25 protein-coding genes and 1 pseudogene are annotated in these 19986 nt (G+C 62.3%); 11 read left to right on the plus strand and 15 right to left on the minus strand.

Annotated elements, in window-relative coordinates; genetic code table 11:
• Position 1: 1 nt before the first annotated feature.
• Positions 2-922 (minus strand): LysR substrate-binding domain-containing protein, encoded by a 921-nt coding sequence (locus VF673_RS06340; protein ID WP_440291298.1) that lies wholly within the window; start codon positions 920-922, stop codon positions 2-4.
• A gap of 69 nt (positions 923-991) precedes the next feature.
• Here VF673_RS06340 and VF673_RS06345 point away from each other — a divergent pair, with 69 nt between their 5' ends.
• Positions 992-1831: an NAD-dependent epimerase/dehydratase family protein gene (locus tag VF673_RS06345; RefSeq protein ID WP_440291299.1), complete on the plus strand. Its 840-nt coding sequence runs from the start codon at positions 992-994 to the stop codon at positions 1829-1831.
• A 63-nt stretch (positions 1832-1894) separates the two neighbouring features.
• Here the strand turns inward: VF673_RS06345 and VF673_RS06350 are convergent, their stop codons facing one another.
• From VF673_RS06350 to VF673_RS06370, 5 genes are all read right to left on the minus strand, one after another.
• Positions 1895-2275 (minus strand): RidA family protein, encoded by a 381-nt coding sequence (locus VF673_RS06350; protein ID WP_090539588.1) that lies wholly within the window; start codon positions 2273-2275, stop codon positions 1895-1897.
• 17 nt (positions 2276-2292) lie between these two features.
• The gene (gene spoT, locus VF673_RS06355; RefSeq protein WP_090539318.1) at positions 2293-4440 is read right to left on the minus strand and encodes a bifunctional GTP diphosphokinase/guanosine-3',5'-bis pyrophosphate 3'-pyrophosphohydrolase; all 2148 of its coding nucleotides are present in this window, start codon (positions 4438-4440) and stop codon (positions 2293-2295) included.
• Between the two features lie 63 nt (positions 4441-4503).
• On the minus strand, positions 4504-4761 hold the full coding sequence (gene rpoZ / locus VF673_RS06360) for a DNA-directed RNA polymerase subunit omega (RefSeq protein WP_090539316.1): 258 nt from the start codon (positions 4759-4761) through the stop codon (positions 4504-4506).
• Between the two features lie 82 nt (positions 4762-4843).
• The gene (gene gmk, locus VF673_RS06365; protein WP_440291300.1) at positions 4844-5467 is read right to left on the minus strand and encodes a guanylate kinase; all 624 of its coding nucleotides are present in this window, start codon (positions 5465-5467) and stop codon (positions 4844-4846) included.
• A gap of 56 nt (positions 5468-5523) precedes the next feature.
• Positions 5524-6795, minus strand: coding sequence for an MFS transporter (locus VF673_RS06370; RefSeq protein WP_440291301.1), 1272 nt, complete (start codon positions 6793-6795; stop codon positions 5524-5526).
• A gap of 255 nt (positions 6796-7050) precedes the next feature.
• Here VF673_RS06370 and VF673_RS06375 point away from each other — a divergent pair, with 255 nt between their 5' ends.
• Together VF673_RS06375 and VF673_RS06380 are read left to right on the plus strand one after the other, a co-directional pair.
• Positions 7051-7584 carry a hypothetical protein gene (locus VF673_RS06375; protein ID WP_090539310.1) on the plus strand — a complete coding sequence of 178 codons (534 nt, stop codon included), beginning with the start codon at positions 7051-7053 and terminating at the stop codon, positions 7582-7584.
• Positions 7574-7906 carry a hypothetical protein gene (locus VF673_RS06380; RefSeq protein WP_320331443.1) on the plus strand — a complete coding sequence of 111 codons (333 nt, stop codon included), beginning with the start codon at positions 7574-7576 and terminating at the stop codon, positions 7904-7906. Before VF673_RS06375 ends, VF673_RS06380 begins: the two co-directional genes overlap by 11 nt.
• A gap of 242 nt (positions 7907-8148) precedes the next feature.
• Here the strand turns inward: VF673_RS06380 and VF673_RS06385 are convergent, their stop codons facing one another.
• Complete coding sequence (locus VF673_RS06385; protein ID WP_090540431.1) at positions 8149-9015, minus strand: YicC/YloC family endoribonuclease; 867 nt, start codon at positions 9013-9015, stop codon at positions 8149-8151.
• 134 nt (positions 9016-9149) lie between these two features.
• Between VF673_RS06385 and rph the strand changes: the two genes are divergently transcribed.
• Together rph and VF673_RS06395 are read left to right on the plus strand one after the other, a co-directional pair.
• The gene (gene rph / locus VF673_RS06390) at positions 9150-9869 is read left to right on the plus strand and encodes a ribonuclease PH (RefSeq protein WP_440291302.1); all 720 of its coding nucleotides are present in this window, start codon (positions 9150-9152) and stop codon (positions 9867-9869) included.
• 64 nt (positions 9870-9933) lie between these two features.
• Positions 9934-10305, plus strand: a complete 372-nt coding sequence (locus VF673_RS06395; protein ID WP_440291393.1) for a DUF4870 domain-containing protein — start codon at positions 9934-9936, stop codon at positions 10303-10305.
• Positions 10306-10349: 44 nt separating this feature from the next.
• On the opposite strand, the gene VF673_RS06400 is transcribed toward VF673_RS06395, so the two are convergent.
• Both VF673_RS06400 and VF673_RS06405 read right to left on the minus strand, forming a co-directional pair.
• Positions 10350-11501: a cytochrome P450 gene (locus VF673_RS06400; RefSeq protein WP_440291303.1), complete on the minus strand. Its 1152-nt coding sequence runs from the start codon at positions 11499-11501 to the stop codon at positions 10350-10352.
• A 148-nt stretch (positions 11502-11649) separates the two neighbouring features.
• Positions 11650-12429, minus strand: a complete 780-nt coding sequence (locus tag VF673_RS06405) for an exodeoxyribonuclease III (protein WP_090540423.1) — start codon at positions 12427-12429, stop codon at positions 11650-11652.
• 73 nt (positions 12430-12502) lie between these two features.
• Between VF673_RS06405 and pyrE the strand changes: the two genes are divergently transcribed.
• Together pyrE and VF673_RS06415 are read left to right on the plus strand one after the other, a co-directional pair.
• On the plus strand, positions 12503-13147 hold the full coding sequence (gene pyrE / locus VF673_RS06410; protein WP_090540422.1) for an orotate phosphoribosyltransferase: 645 nt from the start codon (positions 12503-12505) through the stop codon (positions 13145-13147).
• Between the two features lie 43 nt (positions 13148-13190).
• Positions 13191-13787: a DUF4124 domain-containing protein gene (locus VF673_RS06415; protein WP_440291304.1), complete on the plus strand. Its 597-nt coding sequence runs from the start codon at positions 13191-13193 to the stop codon at positions 13785-13787.
• Between the two features lie 27 nt (positions 13788-13814).
• Here the strand turns inward: VF673_RS06415 and VF673_RS06420 are convergent, their stop codons facing one another.
• The 6 genes and pseudogenes from VF673_RS06420 to VF673_RS06445 all read right to left on the minus strand — a co-directional run.
• The gene (locus VF673_RS06420; protein WP_440291305.1) at positions 13815-15584 is read right to left on the minus strand and encodes a SulP family inorganic anion transporter; all 1770 of its coding nucleotides are present in this window, start codon (positions 15582-15584) and stop codon (positions 13815-13817) included.
• A 7-nt stretch (positions 15585-15591) separates the two neighbouring features.
• Positions 15592-16635, minus strand: coding sequence for an MBL fold metallo-hydrolase (locus VF673_RS06425; protein WP_440291306.1), 1044 nt, complete (start codon positions 16633-16635; stop codon positions 15592-15594).
• A 40-nt stretch (positions 16636-16675) separates the two neighbouring features.
• Complete coding sequence (locus tag VF673_RS06430) at positions 16676-17266, minus strand: class I SAM-dependent methyltransferase (RefSeq protein WP_440291307.1); 591 nt, start codon at positions 17264-17266, stop codon at positions 16676-16678.
• Between the two features lie 4 nt (positions 17267-17270).
• A complete protein-coding gene (locus VF673_RS06435; RefSeq protein ID WP_440291308.1) occupies positions 17271-17645 on the minus strand; it encodes a DUF5368 family protein in 375 nt (124 codons plus the stop codon).
• A 21-nt stretch (positions 17646-17666) separates the two neighbouring features.
• Positions 17667-17813, minus strand: coding sequence for a hypothetical protein (locus tag VF673_RS06440; protein ID WP_440291397.1), 147 nt, complete (start codon positions 17811-17813; stop codon positions 17667-17669).
• Positions 17814-17901: 88 nt separating this feature from the next.
• Positions 17902-18198: pseudogene (locus tag VF673_RS06445) on the minus strand (hypothetical protein); the annotation flags it as partial.
• Between the two features lie 140 nt (positions 18199-18338).
• Here VF673_RS06445 and VF673_RS06450 point away from each other — a divergent pair.
• The 4 genes from VF673_RS06450 to VF673_RS06465 are packed head-to-tail and all read left to right on the plus strand — an operon-like array spanning position 18339 to position 19969.
• Complete coding sequence (locus VF673_RS06450; protein ID WP_440291309.1) at positions 18339-18842, plus strand: rhodanese-like domain-containing protein; 504 nt, start codon at positions 18339-18341, stop codon at positions 18840-18842.
• A gap of 23 nt (positions 18843-18865) precedes the next feature.
• Positions 18866-19282 (plus strand): hypothetical protein, encoded by a 417-nt coding sequence (locus VF673_RS06455; RefSeq protein WP_440291310.1) that lies wholly within the window; start codon positions 18866-18868, stop codon positions 19280-19282.
• Between the two features lie 47 nt (positions 19283-19329).
• Positions 19330-19518 carry a YgaP family membrane protein gene (locus VF673_RS06460; RefSeq protein WP_440291311.1) on the plus strand — a complete coding sequence of 63 codons (189 nt, stop codon included), beginning with the start codon at positions 19330-19332 and terminating at the stop codon, positions 19516-19518.
• Positions 19519-19522: 4 nt separating this feature from the next.
• Positions 19523-19969, plus strand: coding sequence for an OsmC family protein (locus tag VF673_RS06465; protein WP_440291312.1), 447 nt, complete (start codon positions 19523-19525; stop codon positions 19967-19969).
• Positions 19970-19986 lie beyond the last annotated feature (17 nt).

Consider the following 19986-nt stretch of genomic DNA (forward strand, 5'->3'; position numbering starts at 1 on the left):
CTCAGCCCTTGGTCGCAGGCGTTCCGATCGAGCACAGGCGGATCGAGTCGCTGAGCAGGTCCACCGCCTTGGGCCGGGGGAAGCTGGCGCGCCAGGCGAGGGCCACTGTACGGAAGGGCACCGGTGCCTTGAACGGCTTGGTCAGCAGCAGATCGGAGCTGTAATAGCGGTCATCCGTTGCAGACATCGGCAACACGGTCATACCCATGCCCGAGGCCACCATGTGACGGATGGTTTCCAGGGAGCTGGATTCGATGGTGGTGTGCTTGCCCTGGTCGTCATTGCGGCGGGTGGTGGGGCAGGCTTCCAGGACCTGTTCCCGGAAGCAGTGGCCCTCGCCGAGCAGCAGCAGAGGGTTGTCATCCAGATCGTCGAGACTGACATGACTGCGCGATGCCCAGGGGTGATCGGCGGGGATCAGCAGGCTGAAGGGTTCGTCATACAGCGGCTTGGTGAGGATGTCCGGCTCGTTGAACGGCAGCGCGACAATGATGGCATCCAGCTCACCGGTGCGCAGTTTGTCGCGCAGGTTGTGGGTGTAGTCTTCCTCGATGTACAGCGGCATCTGCGGCGCGACCCGGTGCAGCTGGGGAATCAGGTGCGGGAACAGGTAAGGCCCTATGGTGTAGATGGCGCCCACCTTGAGCGGTGCGGACAACTGGTCCTTGCCGGCACTGGCCAGTTCGCGGATGGTCATGGCCTCCTCCAGTACCCGTTGGGCCTGGGCCACGATCTTCTCGCCGATCGGGGTCACCCGCACTGCGCTCTTGGTGCGCTCGAACAGCAACACCCCCAGTTCCTCCTCCAGCTTCTTCACACCGACGCTGAGGGTGGGCTGGGATACATGGCAGCGCTCGGCAGCGTGGCCGAAATGCTGCTCCTGGGCGAGGGTCACTATGTAACGGAGTTCGGTCAGGGTCATGTCGTATACTGCTCGCTTGAAATTTTTCACCAAGCATAACGGGTTGCTTGATAGAGGAAAACAATCAGGATGAAACATCTGGTTATTGCAGGTTGTGGGGACCTGGGCGTGGTCCTGGGACAGCGCATGCTGGAGCAGGGCTGGCAGGTCAGTGGCCTGCGTCGGGATCCTTCGGTGCTGCCGGAAGGCTTCGGCCGCATCGCCGCGGATCTGACCGACGCCCAGCGCCCGGCCGACTGGCCGGCCAGAGTGGATTATCTGGTGTACTGCCCCGCTGCCGGGCGTCGCGATGCGGACCTGTACCGCCGCCTGTACGTCGAAGGCCTGCAGCATGTGCTGGGCTGGCTCAGGAACAGCCGCCAGCCGCCGCGCCACCTGCTGCAGGTATCCAGTACCGCCGTCTATGGCCAGAGTGCCGGCGAATGGGTGACCGAAAACAGCGCCGCACTGGCGGATACACCCACTGCGCCCGTGCTGATCGAGGCCGAGGATGTGGCGCTGCGCAGTGGTATCCCGGCCTCGGTAGTACGCCTTGGCGGTATCTACGGACCGGGTCGCACGCGGCTGATTGAGCAGGTGCGCAGTGGTCTGCATGTGCCGGCCGAGCCGGTGCAGTACACCAACCGCATCCACCGCGATGATGCTGCCGGGCTGCTGGCCCATCTGCTGCTGCAGGCAGACAAGCGCGAGCTGCTGGCGCCCTGTTACCTGGGTGTGGATGACGAGCCTGCACCCCTGCATGAGGTGGCGCAGTGGCTGGCGGAGCAGCTGGGCGTGGTCTTGTTGGATGAGGGGACTACGGCCAATAGAGTCGGCAGCAAGCGCTGCAGCAATGCACTGGCACGGGAGTCCGGCTGGGTACCGCAGTATCCGAGTTATCGGGAGGGTTATTCGAGCATGCTGGGCTAGGAAGCGGAAGGGAAGCGCCGGGCGGGGCGGCGCAGGAGGGCGGGCAGAGCCCGCCCCCTGGTCTCAGCCGAGGACCAGAATGCCGTCCATTTCCACCGGCACACCCTTGGGCAGGGCGGCCACGCCGATGGCGGCGCGGGCGGGATAGGGCTGTTCGAAGTAGCGTCCCATGATCTCGTTGACCTTGGCGAAGTTGTTCAGGTCGGTGAGGAAGATGTTCAGCTTGACGATGTCCTGCAGCTTGCCACCAGCGGCTTCGGCCACCAGGGCCAGGTTGTCGAACACGCGGCATACCTGGGCTTCAAAGCCCTCGACCACTTCCATGGTCTGGGGATCCAGCGGGATCTGGCCGGACAGGTACACAGTGTTACCCACCTTGATGGCCTGCGAGTAGGTACCGATCGCGGCCGGTGCGTGCTCACTGGTGATGACTTGCTTGTTCATGAAGGTCTCCATTGGGTTCAGTTCTTCAAGCGGGTGATCCGCACTACCCCCTGCAGGGCGCGGATACGCTTGATCAGTTGCGAAAGATGCAGTCGACCGCGTACGCGCAGCGCCAGCTGCACCACGCTGATCTTGCCGTCGCGTTCGTCAACGCTGATCTTGTCGATGCTGGCGTCGGCGACGGTGATACTGGTCGCCAGCTGGGCGATGATGCCGCGCTGATGTTCCAATTCGACCCGCAGTTCCACAGTGAATTCGCCACTGACGTTCTTGTCCCAGGTCAGATGCAGGATCTTCTCGCTGTTACCCCGATGTTCGGCCAGGTTGCTGCAGGTCTCCTGGTGGATGACCATGCCCTTGCCGCTGGTGATGAAGCCGACGATGGGGTCGCCGGGAATCGGGTTACAGCAGCGTGCAAAACTGACCACCATTCCTTCGGTGCCACGGATTGCCAGTGGCGCTTCTTCGCTGCTCGGTTGCTGGGCCGTCGCCTCGCTTCTCACCGAGGCTTCCACCTCGGCCGGTGCATCGTTGCTCAGCAGGCGACGGGCGGTGACATAGGCCATGCGGTTGCCCAGGCCGATGTCCGCCAGCAGATCTTCCAGAGTTGCCATGTCGTAGTCGCGCAACACGCGCTGGATACGTTGCTCGGGTATCTGCTCGAGGCTGGTCTCGAAGCTGACCAGAACCTTCTCCAGCAGCCGTTCGCCCAGGGCAATGGCCTCGGACTGGCGCTGGTGCTTGAGCGCATGGCGGATATTGCTGCGTGCCTTGCCGGTGGTGACAAAGCTCAGCCAGGCCGGGTTCGGCCGGGCACCGGGCGCAGTGATGATTTCCACGGTCTGGCCGCTCTCCAGAGGTTCGGACAGCGGGGCCAGACGGCGGTTGATGCGGCAGGCAATGCAGCTGTTGCCGACATCGGTGTGCACCGCGTAGGCGAAGTCCACCGGCGTCGAGCCCTTGGGCAGCTCCATGATGCGGCCCTTGGGCGTGAACACGTAGACCTCGTCCGGGAACAGATCGATCTTGACGTTCTCGATGAACTCCAGCGAGCTGCCGGCGGACTGTTGCAGCTCGAGCACGCCCTTGAGCCACTGCCGGGTGCGGGCATGCTGACCGTTGAGCACGTCGTCCTTGGACTTGTACAGCCAATGGGCGGCGATGCCGTTATTGGCCATTTCCTCCATTTCCTCGGTGCGGATCTGGATCTCGATCGGCACCCCATGCAGACCGAACAGGGTGGTGTGCAGGGACTGGTAGCCGTTGGCCTTGGGAATGGCGATGTAGTCCTTGAAGCGGCCCGGGAAGGGCTTGTACAGACCATGGACCGCACCCAGCACGCGGTAGCAGGTGTCGACCTTGTCGACGATGATGCGGAAGGCATAGACATCCATGATCTCGTTGAATGCCCGGCGCTTCTCGCGCATCTTCTCGTAGATGCTGTACAGGTGCTTTTCCCGGCCCACTACCGTGCCCGGCAGACCTGCGCGCTCCAGACAGGCCTGCAGCGATTCGAGAATCTGGTTGAGCAACTCCTTGCGGTTGCCGCGGGCGTCACGCACGGCCTGGGCGATCATGCGCGAGCGCATGGGGTACATGGCCTTGAAGCCCAGGTCCTCGAACTCGGTACTCAGGCTGTGCATGCCCAGGCGATTGGCGATGGGTGCATAGATCTCGAGGGTTTCGCGGGAAATGCGGCGGCTCTTTTCCGGCCTGAGCGCACCCAGGGTGCGCATGTTGTGCAGGCGGTCGGCGAGCTTGACCAGGATCACGCGGATGTCCTGGGCCATGGCCAGGGCCATCTTCTGGAAGTTCTCGGCCTGGGCCTCTGCCTTGCTCTCGAACTTCATCTGGGTCAGCTTGCTGACCCCGTCAACCAGATCCGCGACGGTCTCGCCGAACTGCGCGGCCAGGGCTTCCTTGGGAATGCCGGTGTCCTCGATCACGTCGTGCAGCATGGCAGCCATCAGGCTCTGATGGTCCAGGCGCATGTCGGCGAGGATGCCCGCTACCGCGAGCGGGTGGGTGACGTAGGGTTCGCCGCTGCGCCGGGTCTGCCCGTCGTGGGCCTGCTCGGCATAGAAGTAGGCGCGGCGCACCTGATTGATCTGCTCGGGCTCGAGATAGCTCTCGAGCCGGTCGGCGAGTACTTCAATTCCGGACATGCAACCCTCCTGCAGCCTGACGGGCGGGCGATGAGATGCAGATTGCACGGCCATCGTATAGCGTTACTCCGGCAGTTCGGATTCCAGCGAGTACAGGGGTTCCTGCTGGTCGTGGAGGGCTTCCTCGGCCATGATCTCGTCGGAAATCAGACCCTCGGCGATTTCGCGCAGGGCAACGACGGTCGGCTTGTCATTTTCCCAGGCTACCTTGGGTTCCTTGCCGCCAGTGGCGATCTGGCGGGCACGCTTGGTCGCCAGCATGACCAGCTCGAAGCGGTTGTCTACATTTTCCAGGCAGTCTTCAACGGTGACGCGGGCCATGGTGTTACTCCGAAACGGCAGATGGGTGATCGGGTATGCGCGAAAATATTACGCAGGACCGGACATTTTACGGGCTAGGCCATCATTCTGACAACAGTGCGCTCAGCAGCCGGTGATGCAGCGCCTGCTGGCGGGCCAGGGTCAGGCGGTTGCCCAGCAGTATCGCCTTGAGCTCATCCAGCGCCTGCTGGAAGTCATCGTTGATGACAATATAGTCGTATTCCACGTAATGACTCATTTCCGCGGTGGCCTGCGCCATGCGCGCGGCGATCACTTCCTCCGAATCCTGACCCCGGTTGCTCAGGCGCTGCAGCAGGGCTTCGCGGCTGGGCGGCAGAATGAAGATGGAGCGCGCATGGGGCAGCGCGCGGCGCACCTGCTGGGCGCCCTGCCAGTCGATCTCCAGAATCAGGTCATGACCGGCAGCCAGGGTCTGTTCGACGGTGGTCTGGGACGTACCATAGAGGTTGCCGAAGACCTCGGCGTGTTCCAGGAAGTCACCCTCGCCGACCTGCTTGATGAACTGCTCGCGGCTGGTGAAGTGATAGTTGACCCCGTCGATCTCCCCCGGGCGCATGGGCCGGGTGGTGTGGGAGACCGACACGCGCAGGGTATCGATCTCATCGATCAGCGCCTTCACCAGCGTGGTCTTGCCTGCACCGGACGGGGCGGAAACGATGTAGAGGGTGCCAGAGGCCTGGGTCATGTTGATTCCTGATTGGTTCTGTCTGGCGCGAAGTATAAGACCTATCGCCGCCGAGGTCATTGACTGCGACCGGCGGTGTCCTGCTCGGTGGCCGCAGCGGCATCCTCGAAGCGATCGACCTGGCGCAGGCTGCGGAAAGCCGCCGTCCAGCCGGCGACCACGCCGAGGGTGCAGAGGGCGCCGATCAGCGCCGCCGGCACAGCACCGAACCAGGCGGCGCTGGTGCCGGCACGGAAGTGTCCCAGCTCGTTGGACGAGCCGATGAACAGCATGTTCACCGCGTTGACCCGGCCACGCATGGCATCCGGGGTGGAGAACTGGATCAGGGTGGAGCGGATGTAGACGCTGACCATGTCCGCCGCCCCGGCCAGCAGCAGCATGGCAAACGACAGCCAGAACAGCGTCGACAGGGCGAATACCAGATTGGCCAGACCGAAGATCGCCACCGCGATGAACATGGTGCGGCCGACGTTGCGATTGAATGGTCTGGCGCTGAGATACAGCCCCACGCAGATTTCACCCATGGCCATGGCGCTGCGCAGCAGACCCAGCCCCTCCGGGCCCACATGCAAAACGTCGCTGGCATAAATCGGCAGCAAGGCGATCACACCGCCGAGCAGCACGGCGAACAGATCCAGCGAGATGGTGCCGAGGATGATCGGCCGGGTACGGATGAAATGCAGGCCGGCGGTGAAGCGCTTCCAGCCCGAGGTCTCGGTCAGTTGCACCCGGTCGGCATAGAGTACCGGTACCCGGCTCAGCAGCGCCAGTCCGCCGGCGAAGCAGACCATGCACAACGCGTAGGTCAGCTCGCCCCCGCCGATGGCGTAGAACACGCCGCCCATCACCGGGCCGAGAATGGTGGCGGTACGCATGATGGTGCTGTTGGTAGCGATCGCCTGGGCCAGCTGGTCGCGCGGCACTATCTGCGGCAGCAGGCTCTGCAGCGCCGGCCCGATGAAGGCCCGGGAGCAACCATAGAGCACCAGTGCGCCGTAGAACCAGGCCGGATCATGCTCGTCGCGCAGGGTCAGCCAGAGCAGTATGGCGCTGCAGGCGGCGGCGCCGATCCAGGACAGGCCGAGAATCAGCTTGCGGTTGTAGCGGTCGATCAGATCCCCCGCCGGCATCAGCAGCAACAGCATGGGCACGAACTGCGCCAGCCCGACCCAGGCCAGCGACAGCGGCTCGCCGGTGACCTCGTAGACCTGCCAGGCCACGACAATGGCCTGGATCTGCATGGCGAACACCGCCAGCAGGCGGGCAATGACAAAGGGCATGAAGCCCGGCTGGCGAAACAGGCTCAGGCGCGAGGGAAGTGGCTGCAAGATGACTTCTTCAGAGGATTGCGTGAGCGCCGATGATACCAGTGGCGGCGGTTTCCGTCAGGCGGTGGTGCAGGTGACTGTTCTTTCTCACCACCCTGGTGCTGACGGTGGTGGGGTTGCAGATGGTGGGTTCGTCGTAAGCGAGACGCAGTGTTAGATAGGCCTATTCGTGATCGGGTTAGCAGCTTCGCCCCGAGTTTCTTGAATCTAGCCAGCGTTTCAATACGCTTTTCGAAACTGATTCAAGGGGTCGCCATGTTTAAAACTCTCATCATTGGAGCGCTGACGGCGTTGCTAGCGGTAAATGCGCACAGCGCATCTGACAGCGCCGGACATTTAACGACTATCGATTACAGTCCCTATTACCAGCTTACGATTCCAACTGCGGACCTGGCGGGAGCGAAGATTTTCGCCGGCGTCGGGCCTGCCATAAGGTTTTCAGACTCTTTGAGATTGGGCGGCTGGGTTACCAGCGGTGAGGAGGATGGGGTGCCGGAGGGCTTTGATCTGGCGCTTTATCCGCGATATGTGCTTGGGCTTGATGCTACCGACGAGTTGCCCGCCGATTTGCAAAGGTTGTTTTCTCTGCGCGCATTTGGTGTTTCGCAGGATGCGGCAATTGCGGAAAAGCCATACAGAAATGGCATGCTCTACTCCGCCTGTGATTATCCTTCCTGCCTTTTTTTCGTCACTCATCACGCACAAAACGAACATATTCTCGTGCTGAAGACAGAAGGCTTCAGCATAAACAGCATCCTGAGTTTCCTGGAGGCAGATCATGTTGAGTGAGCAACAAAAAAATGACCTTCTGAGTTTGATTGTGCTTTTCGTTGGAAATGACCCTTCCATTGCCGCTCGAAAATCAGACTTCAATAGTCGGACCGTTTATGCAGTGGAGCGAATGATAGAAGCCAATATTGACTGTAACGGGAATATCAAAGAACTGGTAAGTAATCTGGTCTCAGGAGGCAGGTCCCTCTCACGGGGTTGGCTAAAACATGCATTGGGCGGAGCCAAAGAGATAATTCAACGCTCCGAGCTGAATGGTTATGGCTGTTTGGTAGTGGCCAAGAGCAACTGGAAAACCGAAATTCTCTATAGCGTTTACTAGGACTCTCTAGTCTTGAGCATGTCAAGGTCGTTATGACGGTTCGGACCTGGGAAGGGCGACCACAGCTCGACCATAGAGCCGCAAGGCGTCCACGATTCCGCAATCGGTAACGCATCCCTACATATTCTGTACGGCTCAGAAGAATAATCCAGTACCCGGGCGATGACATCGCGCTTGGCCGAGGGAAATTCATCCTCCAGACAGGCTGTGTCTTGGTCGACCTAATTCTTGCCGCGCAACCTTCACTCGATATTCTGCACCTGCTCGCGCATCTGCTCGATGTACACCTTCATGTCCACCGCAGCCTGGGTGCTGCGTACGTCGATGGCCTTGGAGCCCAGGGTGTTGGCCTCGCGGTTGAACTCCTGCATGAGAAAGTCCAGGCGGCGGCCGATGGCGCCCTTGCCGGCCAGTACATTGCGGGTCTCGTTGATGTGGGTGGTGAGCCGGTCCAGCTCCTCGGCGACGTCGATCTTCTGCGCCAGGATCACCAGCTCCTGTTCGATGCGGGTGTTGTCCAGCTCCAGCTTCGCCTCCTGAAAGCGGTCGATCAGCTTCTGCCGGTGGGCTTCGCGCAGGGTCGGCATCATCTCCCGCAAGGTGGCAACACGCTCGGCCATGCTGTCCAGGCGCTCCTCGATCAGGGCGCGCAGCTCGGCGCCCTCGCGGGCACGGTTCTGCTTGAGCTGTTCCAGTGCCTGGCCGAACAACTGGTCGGCCTGTTTCACCAGATCGGACTGCTGCGCCTCGCCGCCAGCCAGCACCCCGGGCCAGGACAGCAGCTCCAGCGGATTGATCGGTGCCGGGGCGGGGAGCTGGCTGCTGATCTGGCTGGCGGCTTCGATCAGCTGGGCAATCAGTGGCTGATTCAGGCTCAGCTGCTGGCTGCTGTCGCTGCTGGGATTGAAGCGCAGGGTACACTCCAGCTTGCCGCGGGCGATTTCCTTGCGCAGCCGCTCGCGCAGGGGGCCTTCCAGGTCGCGAAAGGCTTCGGGCAGGCGCAGGCTGACTTCCAGGTAACGGTGGTTTACCGAGCGCAGCTCCCACACCAGACTGCCCTGGTCGGTGCTGGACTCGCTGCGGGCAAAGGCCGTCATGCTGTAAACCATGTTCTGCTCCTGATCTCTGGATATATGTCGCCCGGCATTGTACTCCGGCAGTCGCGCCCGGGGTACACGCCTGTTGTACCCCGGGGCGGGCCCCGTATAATCGCCGCACACACACGCTGTACAAGGAATCCGACATGATACGACCCAGCGGCCGCGCCGCCGATCAGCTGCGCCAGGTTAGCCTGACCCGCCATTACACCCGCCACGCCGAGGGGTCGGTGCTGGTTGAATTCGGCGATACCAAGGTCATCTGCACCGCCAGTGTCGAAGCCGGCGTGCCGCGCTTTTTGCGTGGCACCGGCCAGGGTTGGATCACCGCCGAGTACGGCATGCTGCCGCGTTCGACCGGAGAACGCATGCAGCGTGAGGCCAGCCGGGGCAAGCAGGGCGGTCGGACGCTGGAGATCCAGCGGCTGATCGGGCGCGCGCTGCGGGCCGCCGTTGATCTCAAGAGTCTGGGCGAGAACACCATCTACATTGATTGCGACGTGATCCAGGCTGACGGCGGCACCCGCACGGCGTCCATCACCGGGGCCTGCGTGGCCCTGGTCGATGCCCTGCGGGTCATGCAGCAGCGTGGTCTGATCAAGAAGGTCCCGCCGGTGCGGATGATTGCGGCGATTTCGGTGGGTATCTATCAGGGTGTGCCGGTGCTTGATCTGGACTACCCCGAGGACTCGACCGCCGAAACCGACCTGAACGTGGTGATGACCGACACCGGTGGCTTCATTGAAGTGCAGGGTACTGCCGAGGCCGCTCCCTTCACCCCCGACGAGCTGAACGCCATGCTCGATCTTGCGCGCAAGGGGATCGAGGAACTCTTCGTCCTGCAGCAGGCTGCACTGGAGGACTGACCGGGCCGCGCTGATCGGCTATGCTCTGAACAGACGACAACACAGGAGTGACGAGATGGTGGATATCAACCAGCCCGAAACCGGGCTGCAGGAACCTGACTCCCAGGCCCGCATGTGGGCCATGATCGCCCATCTGGCAGGCTTCCTCGGCTATTTCCTGCCGGTGATCGGCAGTCTGATCGGTCCGCTGATTGTGTGGCAGCTGAAGAAGGACACCCATCCCTATGTGGATGAGCAGGGCAAGGAGGCGCTGAACTTCCAGATCACGGTGCTGATAGCGGTCCTGGTATGCGTGCTGCTGATGCTGATCGCGGTGGGCTTTCTGCTGATCTGGGTGGTGGCCGTCGGCGCCATAGTGCTGATGATCATCGCCGCCATCAAGGCCAATGAAGGGGCGCCCTACCGCTACCCCTTCTGCCTGCGCCTGATCAAGTAATATCCCACCGCCGCCGCGCCGCGCCGTGCCGGGATGGCGCGGCGTCAGCGCAGCTGCAGCGGCAGGCTGGCGTAGCCGCTGGACGGGTAGCTTGCCAGTCGCGCCGGCTGTGCCTCCACCAGCTGCAGCTGCTCGCTGTGCTGCAGCAATGCCCTTATGGCGATCACCAGCTCCATGCGCGCCAGCGGCGCCCCGGGGCAGACGTGGATGCCTGCGCCATAGAGCAGGTTCAGCGCGGGGTCCCGGTCCAGGGAAAAGCGGTCGGGCTCGGGGAATACCGCCGGGTCCCGATTGGCGGCGAGCCAGTTGATGCTGATGCGCTGATCCGCGCCTATCTCCCGTCCTCCCAGCTGCACCGGGCAGGTGGTGCGGCGACGATTGTCCACCAACGGGCCGTGGATACGCAGTATCTCGTCGTTGGCCTGCCACAGCAGATCGGGATTCTCCCGCAGCAGCTGCTGAACCTGGGGTTCACTGGCCAGGAAGTGGGCGATGATGCCTACCGCCGCAGCTATGGTGCCTATCTCCCCCACGGTCCAGTTGCGCAGCAGGCTGGCTATCTCCTGATCATTCAGAGGGCGGCCTTCGACCTGCTCCTGCATCAGGGCACAGGTCAGGTCATGCTCCGGGTCGGTGCTGGCGCGTCGCTCGGCCAGCAGGTTGCCTATCAATGCCTCGAACTCCGCCGCCAGGGCCGCGAGGGCCGGGCGGTCCTGGTGCAGGGTGGCGCGATTGTTGCGCGTTGCCCAGCTCTGCAGCGGCTCCTGCAGGCTCGGTGGCCAGCCCATGAAGGCGCACTGGATGCGCAGGGCGAAGGGCTGGGCGAAGCTGGCGATGAGTTCGGTCCGGGGCTGAGCCAGCGCACTCAACGCCAGGTCTTCGGCGATCTCCCGACATACCGGCTCGAAGGCGGCCATGCGCGGGGCGCTGAAATAGCCCTCGATAAGCCCGCGGTAGGCTGTATGCTCCGGCGGATCCATGCCGTTGGGTACCGACAGGTGAGGGGAGGTGCGGTTGCTGAAGCTGTGGTGGTCCGCGAGGATGCGACCGACATCGGCGTGGCGGAAGACACTCCAGTGGTCGGAGGGGCTCCAGGCGACCGGGCAGTGTTCGCGCATCCGGTCGTAGGCGTGGCGTTGATCGGCAAGTACGGCGGCGGATCGGGGGTCCCAATCCGCAGGGGGCAATCCAGACATGGGCGAGTTCCGACTGGCAGGCTGTCCGTGGTCGGGCAGCGATGGGACAAGGGAAATACTGCGTTGCCGGTCAGTCTGGAGTATCGCGATCGATCAGTAATTGATCATGGTCAAGCGGCGCGGCAGCCGGGCTGCCGCCGTCCCGGGGTCAGATGCTCAGGGTCCACTCGTAGTCGATGATGACAGGGGCATGCTCGGAAAAGCGCACCTTGCGCGGGATGCTGGCGTGCTTGACGAAGCGGCGCAGGCCTGGCGTGAGGATGTGATAGTCGAAACGCAGCCCCAGATTCAGGTCCTGGGCCTGCTCGCTGTCCGGCCACCAGCTGTACAGGTCGGATTCGCGGGTGACCTCGCGCAGGGCGTCGACATACCCCAGGTTGCCGAAGATCTCGTCCATCCAGGCACGCTCCGGTGCCATGAACCCGGGCTGGTGCTGGCAGTCGCGCCAGTTCTTCACGTCCAGCTTCAGATGCGCGGTGTACAGCGAGGCACAGTAGATGAACTCGCGACGCTTGCGGCGCTGCTTCTGCAGGTAGGTGGTGAAGTCATTCATGAACTTGAACTTCTGGTTCAGGCTCGCATCGCCATCACGTCCGGAGGGCAGCAGCAGGCAGCCGATGCTGACCTTGTCGAAGTCGGCCTGGATATAGCGGCCATAGCGGTCGGCCAGTTCAAAGCCCAGACCCATGATGATGGCCTTGGGCGCGGTGCGGGTATAGATGGCCACACCGCCCTGACTGGGTACTTCGGCCTCGAAGCAATATTGCCAGTAGCCGTCCAGCCAGTAAGGATCCTGTTCCAGTTCAGGGGCGGTTACCCGGATGTCCTGCAGACAGATGACATCAGCGTCCTGCGTGCGCAGCCAGTCAAACAGACCACGGGCCGCTGCGGCCTCGACACCGTTGACATTCAGACTGATGATTCGCATACATGGCTCCCTCAAAATCGTGCGTGTATGATACCTGAGCCAGATATGGATTTGTTAAATCGCGAGGGTATAGATGCACGAATATCAGTGGGAATTCATCCGTTTTGCGCTGGATCGCAACGTACTGCGCTTCGGTGAATTTACCCTCAAGTCAGGGCGTACCAGCCCCTACTTCTTCAATGCCGGGCTGTTCAATACCGGCGGCAGTCTGGCCCGGCTGGGACGCTACTATGCCCAGGCACTGATCCACAATGGACCCAAGGACATCGACATGATCTTCGGGCCCGCCTACAAGGGAATTCCGCTGGCCGCAGCGACCTCGATTTCCCTGGCTGACAGTTTTGATATTGATCTGCCATACTGTTTCAATCGCAAGGAAGCCAAGGATCATGGTGAAGGCGGCTCGCTGGTAGGGGCACCGCTGCAGGGCAAGGTGGCCATCGTTGATGATGTGATCACCGCCGGCACCGCTATCCGGGAAGTCATGCAGATCATCAAGGCGGCGGGCGCGCAGCCTGCTGCGGTGATGGTGGCGCTGGACCGGCAGGAGCGGGGGCAGGGGGAGCTGTCGGCGATCCAGGAAGTGGAGCGCGATTTCGGTGTGCCGGTGATCAGCATCGTTTCGCTGACCCAGATTCTGGCCTTCCTTGAGGATGACGCGCAGCTGCGCAAATACCTGCCCGCAGTGCAGGCCTATCGAGATCAGTACGGCATCTGACAACGGCAGCCGTCGCAGATAATCAGGACAGGGTGGTCCCGTTATGTACAAGAAGGTCTGGTATCCGGTGGTAGTGGCATGGCTGGCGGGCTCCGTGGCAAGCGTCGATGCCGCAGAGCTGTACCGCTACGTCAACGACAGGGGGGTGACGGTGCTCGACAGCAGCGTGCCACCCCAGTATGTCTCTCGCGGGTACGAGGTACTGGACCGGGACGGCCGGGTGAAGCAGGTGGTACCACCGGCCCCCAGCCCTGAGGAACTGCGGGCCGCACGTACCGCCGCCGAGGAGCAGCAGCGTCAGCGTGCTGCCGACGAGACCTTGCTTCGACTGTACTCCAGTGTGGCTGATCTGGACCGCGCCCACGCCCGGCAGATCCAGCAGATCGAGGGTCTGATTGCTACCGCCGAGGCCGGCCTGATGACCCTGCGCAGCCAGCGGGACGATATCCAGAGTCGTGCTGCCAGCCAGGAACGGGCCGGGCGCGAGGTAGACCAGAGACTGTTGCGCCAACTGGAAGACATAGACGCGGAGCGGGGGCGTCTGGAACGCCAGATCGCCAGTAACCGCAAGGAAATAGACACGGTCAATGGCGCCTTTGCCGAGCGCCGCCAGCGCCTGTCGCAGCTGCTGGCTGACTGACTCCCTACCACGTCCGGCATCGTTTCCCTACGCCGGTTTGCTGATCACCGTGGCCTTATTGTCCAGAGCCAGCCGGGTGGTCTGTGGGTCCAGCGCCAGCAGTGCGGCATACTGGCTGAGGAAAACCTGCCCACTCAGTTTGTCGAGAAACGGCGAGCGGCGCAACTGATCCATCACCGGGCCTTTCACTTCTGACAGATGTAACTGGATATGCGCCTCCCGCAGCCGTTCGCATATGGCCTGCAGGCTGGCCAGCGCGCTGGCGTCAATCAGGTTGACTGCCGAGCACATCAGCACCAGATGACGAACGCCCGGATGCTCGCTGACCTGTTTGGCCACCTGGTCTTCAAGATAGCGCGCGTTGGGAAAGTACAGGCTTTCATCCACCCGGATGGACAGTACGCTGGGACTCTGTATCACCGGGTGGCGCCGCACATTGCGAAAATGCTCGCTGCCCGGCAGCTGGCCGACCACCGCAATGTGCGGCTCGCTGGTGCGCTTGAGAAACAACAGTAGGGACAGGCCGACACCGAGCAGAATGCCGGCTTCAACCCCCACCAGCAGTACGCCGAGCATGGTCACGGCGATGGCCAGTGCATCAGGACGGGAATAAGCCCAGGTGCGGCGCAGTGCGTCAAGATCCATCAGGCTGAGCACCGCCATGATGATGGTGGCCGCTAGTACCGCGTGGGGCAGGTTATGCAGCAGCGGGGTAAGTAGCAGCACCGTCAGGGCAATACCCAGAGCACTGAAGGCACCCGCCATCGGGGTGCGGGCCCCGGCATCATGATTGACCACTGAACGGGCAAAACCTCCGGTTATCGGAAAGCCGCCACTGATCGCAGAGGCGATATTGGCTGTGCCTAGTCCGACCAGCTCCTGGTTGGGCTCGACGCGTTCTCGGCGTCTGGCGGCCAGGGTCTGTCCGACCGAGACCGACTCGACGAAGCCGACCAGGCTGATCAGCAGCGCTGCCGGCAGTAACTGTATGGCAAGAGCGGTATTCCAGCTCGGTAGCGTCAGGCTGGGCAGGCCGGCGGGTACGTTGCCCACCACGCTGACCCCGGCGTCAGCCAGATCAAGCCAGCTTGCCAGCAGTATGGCCAGCAGCAGGATGAGCACCGGTCCGGTGCGCCCGATGTGGCCGGCCAGCGTCTCGTTACAGCCCAGGCGTTGTAGCCACGAGGTGAATCGAAAGCGCGCCAGAAACAGCAGAATCAGGCTGCAGACGCCGGTCAGCAAGGTTGGCCAGTGTGTGTCCGGCGCGGCCTGCCACAGGTGCACGGCCATGGCCAGTGCGTTATCCCCGGCGGCGGGCAGGCCCAGCAGATGACGCAACTGGCCAAGAGCGATAAGGATGGCGGAGGCGGAAATAAAGCCTGAAATTACCGGATGACTGAGAAAGTTGGCCAGAAAACCGAGCTTCAGCACGGCCATGCACAACAACAGGACGCCGGACATCAAGGCCAGCAACATGGCTGCGGCGATATAGTCGGCGCTGCCGGCAGGGAACAGCGGCTGCAGGGCCGCAGCGGTCATTAACGATACCACCGCCACCGGCCCCACCGCCAGACTGCTGCTGGTGCCGAACAGCGCGTACAGCAGCAGTGGCAGCATGCTGGCATAGAGCCCGGTGATCGGTGGCAACCCCGCGAGCATGGCGTAGGCCAGGCTCTGGGGGATCAGCATCAGGGTGACAATTATCGCCGCCAGTGCATCCTGACCGGCGAGGTTGCGGTTGTAGTGCCGCAGCCAGTGATTGCAGGGCAGCCAGCGGGACAGGCGATCAGCTGTCATCGGAGCCTTAAGCCTGGCTCATGCCCATGAGCCCATGGCTCAGGCTGGCTACCCGGTCAAAGCCGGCCTCCTGCAGAATGTTCACTGCCAGTGCCGAGCGGCGACCGGAGCGGCACAGGGTAACCACCGGCTTGTCGTCGGGTACATCCGCCGTGCGTTCGCGTAACTGGTCTAAGGGGATGTGAATGTCCACCAGCTTACTGGAGATGCTGCAGTCGTCAGCCTCTTCGTTCAGCCGCACATCCAGCACGGTGACCCTGTCCAGGTGGTTGTGCAGCCAATCGGCGTCGACTTCCGGGACACCGCCGTAGTTCAGGCGGATATCCGCCCAATCGGGCACCGCAGGGAGCCTGCCGTCCTCCGGGCAGCCGCTGCGCAGGTTGGCCGGTACCGCTTCGTCAATCAGCTTCGGATGGGGCAGGCGCATGGCGTGCATGAACTCGATGAAGTCAGTCTGGTTCGCCTGAGCGCCAACCCGCACGTTGAAGGCTTTCTCCTCTCTTATACTGCTGACGGTGCGACCATGGTAATCGTGGCCGGGGTAGACCAGACAGGCATCTGGCAGCCTGAACAGCTTCTGGGTAAGGGAGTGATACAGCTTCTTGGCACTGCCCTGCTGGAAGTCACTGCGGCCACAGCCTCGGATCAGCAGTGTATCGCCAGTGAACACCATGCTCTGATCCTCCAGCACATAGCTCATGCAGCCGTTGGTGTGCCCGGGGGTGGCAATGGCGCGCAGGGTGATGCCAGCGACACCGAAGGTCTGGCCATCGTCCAGCGGCAGGTCAACGTGCTCGGCACCTATTACCCTGGCTGAGGCAATGCGGCAGCCGGTTTTCTGTTTCAGCAGCCAGGCAGCAGTGACATGGTCGGCGTGGGCATGGGTGTCGACCACCAGGGTCAGCTTCAACCCCAGCTCGCTGATCAATGCCAGATCGCGTCCGGCCTGGCTGAACACCGGGTCAATCAGCAGCGCCTGGCCATGCTCTGCATCGGCCAGCAGATAGGTGTAGGTGGATGAGCTGGTGTCGAACAGTTGTCGGAAGATCATTCTGGTAGCCCCGCTGGATTGGATAATGGCGTAATGCCGGTTATAGACAGGTTTTTCTGGCGATCAGCTGTACCACGCTGGCCATGCCGGTATGCAGACTGCCTTCGATTACCTCGCGCTCCACTTCCCGGCACAGCAGCAATTCGCAGTCGGGCAACTCCCCGGCCAGTTCTCCGGCATCAAGCAGCATATCGGGAGCTTTCGGGCCGCCGGTGTGGCGCGAGAGCTGGGCCTGACTGTAGCCCTCCAGCAGGAAGATGCCGTTGGGCCTGAGCGCCGCCGCGATCTGTCGATGCAGGTGGCGGCGGGCCTGGCTGGGTAAGTGGGCAAAGATCGAGATGCACGAGCCGAAGCTCTTTGCCTGTGGCTGGTAGCGCGTCAGATCAGCCACTTGGGTGCGGATACGGACTCCCTGTGCCTCGGCCAGTTTATGCGCCTTGCTCAGGCCGACTGCGGAGGCATCCACACCCAGCACGTCAAGGCCGAGGCTGGCCAGATACACGGCATTACGTCCTTCGCCTTCGGCCAGACTGAGCACCGGCCCGGTCAGCAACTGTGCATGCTCGGCGAGGAACAGGTTGGGTCGGGTGCCATAGACAAACTCGTCACTGGCGTAGCGTTGATCCCACATGTGCTCACTCCGATAGAGGGGGCTGGCTGCTGCGCCGCAGCGCCTGCGTCCAGCCGGCAATGCTGTACAGCGTCAGGGTGGTCACGATCAGGCCCAGGCCGAAGATCAGCCCGATCAGCAGCCAGTCCGCCGGACCACCGGCATCGGTGAAGCCGGAGGACGATACCCTGGCCATCAGCACCAGAGCCAGCCCGCCACCGAGCAGTCCGGCCGCCTGACTGTAGAGCATGTGGCTGGATACCAGGCGGCGTTCACGTAGCAGCAGGGTGATAAACGCCAGCGGCGTGACGATGCAGAGGATGATCAGCAGCCACAGCAGCGGCGCACCGAGCATTTCCTGAAATACCGCCAGCAGCACGATAGGGTCGAGTTCTCTCACGGTTCGGTCTCCTCTGGTTGCTCAGGCGCGGCCGCGCAGCATGCTGATATAGGTGGGTTTCAGACCCATGGTCTTCATTACCCAGCTGACCCACAGCTCCTCCAGCGGGGCGATCAGGCCAGGGAACGAGGGCATCAGATTGTTCTCGTAGTCGAACTCGACCAGCATCGCCCGGCCCAGCCGGGTAGTCAGCTGGCTTGATACCGGCAGCCACCAGCGTGAAACCGGGCTGGTAGAAGTGTTCCCGGCGGGCGTCGACCAGCGTGATGTCGGCACCCTCGAGGCTGGTGGTCAGCCGCGAGGCCAGCGCCAGCCCGCCGGCACCGGCACCGACGATGACAATACGTGCCGAGCTCCTGAGCTTCTGTGGTGCCGCAGTGGCGCTGGACAGCGGCAACAGTAGAGCGCCAGTACCGAGGGCGCCCAGTTGTAGCAAGCGTCGCCGGGTCAAGGGATTGTTGTCGTTGTAGCTCATGGCTGTGGTTCTCCCTGTATCCGAGGCAGGCGTGTTTGCCCAAATATTAGCAATAACTAATTTAGAATCAAGCGACATGCGGTGGTCGCTTGAGCTGAGCGCTTGCTTTATTTATTAGAGTTATCTAAATTAGTACTATCTTGAATTTGCGGTAATGCAACGCTGTGTAGTCGGGAGGCGAAATGCGCAGAGCGGCTGGTGTCATGTTGGGTTGCTTGTTGGCAGCTCAGATTCAGGCAGTTGAAATCGGCGTGCAGGGCGCTGACGTGCAGGCCCGGCTGGCAGCGGGAGAGGATGACTTTCTATTTGTCGACGTGCGTGATCCGGTGGAGATCATGTTCACCGGCTTCACCGACAGCGTGCATGTGAACATTCCCTATCTGATCGTGGATCGTAACGCCTGGAACGGCGAGCGGGATACCTTCCAGCTGGAGCGCAATCCGCGTTTCAGCGCCGAGATTGCTGCCGAACTGGAGCGTCGCGGCCTGCCAGCGGATACGGAAATCATCACCCTGTGCCGCTCCGGCAGTGAGCGTGGTGAACCCAGTGCCCGGTATCTGCGTGACAACGGCTTTGCCAATGCCCGCTATGTGATCAATGGCTTCCAGGGCGACAGCATCAAGGATGGCGAGCAAGCGGGCTTTCGTCTGCTGAACGGCTGGCAGAACTCGGGGCTGCCCTGGAGCCCGAAGATGAACCCGGACAAGATCTACAGACCCTGAAACCCGGAAATGGGAGCTAAAAGATGAAAAGAGCCATTGGAGCATTGGTGTTGCTGGGCGCAAGCTCTGGACTGCTGGCCGAAGCAAGGCCGGTGACCGTCACCCTGAGTGATGCCAGTGGCATGACCCAGGGCATGGCGATGGTGCTGGCGAACCAGATGCAGGAGCAGGGCGCGCAGGTGGATATCCTGTTGTGCGACCAGGCCGGCGACCTGGCGCTGAAGGAGGCAGGAGGCGAGCCGCTGAAGCCGAACGATGTCACGCCGGCGCAGTTGCTTTCCGCAGCGCTGGGCAAGGGGGCCACCGCCTCGGTCTGTGCCTTGTACCTGCCCAACAGCGGACATGCCAGGGAGGCGTTGAAAGAGGGTGTTGGCGTGGCGACGCCCGATGCGATGGCACGCAGCCTGCTGGAGAATGATCGCAAGGTGTTCAGTTTCTGAGGCCGGCCTGGTGCCTGGCTCGTTACAATCTGCTGAGGGGCGGAATCATGCAAGTGAATATTGGAAGTTTGGATCGCTTACTGCGTGTCGTTGCCGGTCTGGTGCTGATCGGGCTGAGCCTGTTCGGGGTAATCGGCTGGTGGGGCTGGCTGGGGGTGATTCTGCTGGCAACCGCGTTCATCAGCTTCTGCCCGCTGTATGCGATGCTGCGGATCAACACCGGCAAGCGGAGGTGAAACCATGGCATTGAGAACCATGCAAGTCGCCGGCAGGCTGGGTCAGGGCTTTGCCATCAGCATGCAGTGCGGTCAGCATCAGGTACTGATGGATCAGCCGCGCACCGCCGCCGGCACCGATACCGGTCCGACGCCATTGGATATGGTGCTTGCCGCTCTGGGCGGCTGTTTCGGAACCATCGGTCGCTTTGTTGCGCATCAGCGCCGGATAGAGCTGCGCGGCATGCGCTTCGAGATCGAGGCGGACTATGATCCCGATGGTCTGCTGGGCCGCAATCCGGAGGTGCGCCCGGGCTTTCAGGAAATCCGCATGCGGGTGGACATCGATGCCGATCTGACCGAAGCGCAGAAGCAGGAGTTTCTGGAGGAGGTGGAGCGTCGCTGCCCGCTGGCGGACAACCTGCTGCATGGAGCCCGGTTGCGCAGCCAGCTGGTGGGCTCCACTGCCTGAACCGGCACGGCCGGGGC

It is taken from the genome of Halopseudomonas sp. Lyrl_26 (assembly GCF_051948695.1).
In the GTDB taxonomy this organism is placed as follows: Bacteria; Pseudomonadota; Gammaproteobacteria; order Pseudomonadales; family Pseudomonadaceae; genus Halopseudomonas; species Halopseudomonas formosensis.